At 61.4% G+C, this 1,946-nt stretch carries 2 protein-coding genes; both read left to right on the top strand.

Going from position 1 to position 1,946, the window contains the following annotated elements:
• Positions 1-709, top strand: a 709-nt coding sequence (locus tag AC1DUU_RS30725) for an ABC transporter permease (protein WP_476787093.1), incomplete at its 5' end; no start/stop codon positions are given.
• A gap of 2 nt (positions 710-711) precedes the next feature.
• Entirely contained in the window at positions 712-1,833 is a 1,122-nt protein-coding gene (locus AC1DUU_RS30720) for a DmpA family aminopeptidase (RefSeq protein WP_476787092.1), read from the top strand.
• Positions 1,834-1,946: the final 113 nt, after the last annotated feature.

Genomic DNA, 1,946 nt, shown 5'->3' with positions numbered 1-1,946 from the left:
CATGATGACCTGGACCGGCTTCACCACCGACTGGTATGTCCAGGTCCTCGGCTTCAAGACGAAGATTTCGGAAAACGCGCTCTATCTGGAATCCACCGACCAGCTCGTGCAGGCTGTATGGAACAGCCTGCAGATCGCCGCTTCCACCACCGCCATCGCCACCGTGCTCGGCACCGCCATGGCAATCGCGCTCTACCGCTTCGACTTCGTCGGCCGGCGCTTCTACCGCGTCGTCATGTTCATGCCGATGCTGATGCCGGATATCGTGCTCGGCATCGCGCTGCTGATCTTCTTCGTCAATGCCGGCATCAATCTCGGCATCGGCACGATCATCATCGGCCAGTGCACCTTCCTGACTTCCTATGTCTTCATAGTCGTCACCGCCCGGCTCGCCGGAATGGACCGCACGCTGGAGCAAGCCTCAGCCGATCTCGGAGCGAACGAATGGACGACCTTTCGCAGGGTGGTCTTCCCGCAGCTCCTGCCGGGCCTGCTCGGCGGCGCGCTGCTCGCCTTCATCATTTCGATGGACGACCTCGTGATCACCTATTTCATTGCTGGGGTCGATGTCACGACCCTGCCGATGTTCATCTTCGCCATGCTTCGGCGCGGCATCAAACCGGAGATCAACGCCATCGCCGTGATGATGCTGACCTTCTCCTTCATCATTGCCTCCCTCGGCCTCTATCTTCGCTCCCGGCAGAAGTGACCATGAACAAAAAAACAAAGCCCCGTGCCCGCGATCTCGGCCTCCCCTTCACCGGCCGCACCGGCCCCCTCAACGCCATCACCGATGTCGAAGGCATCGCCGTGGGCTTCCAGACAATCCAGGAAGAAACCCCGCGCCCCGGCAGGAAGCTGCCGGTCCGCACCGGCGTCACCGCCATCCTGCCGCATAGCGACTGCGAAACGCCCGTGCCAGTTTATGCCGGCGTGCACCGTTTTAACGGCAATGGCGAAATGACCGGCACACATTGGATCGAGGACGGCGGCACCTTCCTCGGTCCGGTCATGATCACCAACACCCACGGCGTCGGCATCACCCATCATGCAACGATCCGCTGGATGCTGGAGCGCTACGCCTCGACCTACGATACTGGCGATTTCCTCTGGCTGATGCCCGTCATCGCCGAAACTTATGACGGGGTGCTCAGCGACATCAACGGCATGCCGGTTACCGAAGCCGATGCCCGCGCCGCACTGGAAAACCTTTCCCGAGGCCCCGTATCGGAAGGCAACTGCGGCGGCGGCACCGGCATGATTACCTACGGCTTCAAGGGTGGCACAGGAACCTCGTCGCGCAGTCTTACCTATGCCGGCAAGGATTACACGATTGGCACGCTCGTGCAGGCCAATCACGGCCAGCGCGACTGGTTGACGGTCTGCGGCGTGCCAGTCGGAAAGCACTTGCAGGACAATACACCGCAAAGCCAGCTGAAGGAACGCGGCTCCATCATCGTCATCATCGCCACCGATCTGCCGCTCGCCCCGCATCAGCTGAAGCGTCTCGCCCGCCGCGCTGCCATCGGCATCGGTCGCAACGGCACACCGGGCGGTAACAATTCCGGCGACATATTCCTCGCCTTCTCCACCGCCAACCCCCAGCCGATGGCGCACCGCGCGCCCGAAATACTTTCCCTGGAGATACTTAACGACCAGCATCTGGACGCCGCCTACGTGGCTGCGGTTGACAGCGTCGAAGAAGCCGTGGTGAACGCCATGATTGCCGCTGAGGACTCAGGCGGCACGCCACATGACCGCTTCCGCATCGATGCCCTGCCGCACGATGCGCTCTTGAGTGTGCTCCGAGATCATGGGCTGCTCGGGGTATAGTCCATCCGGTATCACTAACAGAGTTGTCTCATCTTGTGCGGCTACCACGCTCAAGAAAGCCGCCAAGACCCATGTCGAGTGGCGCTCAATTCGTCTGGCCACCGATTTTCACG

The organism is Aminobacter sp. P4_H6_2 (assembly GCF_056400805.1).
Note: the sequence above shows the minus strand (reverse complement) of the source record. Positions and strands in the feature narration are given on the sequence as shown.

Coding starts and splice junctions, on each gene's coding strand:
- AC1DUU_RS30720 (WP_476787092.1), top strand. CDS start 712: ATGAACAAAAAAACAAAGCCCCGTGCCCGCGATCTCGGCCTCCCCTTC.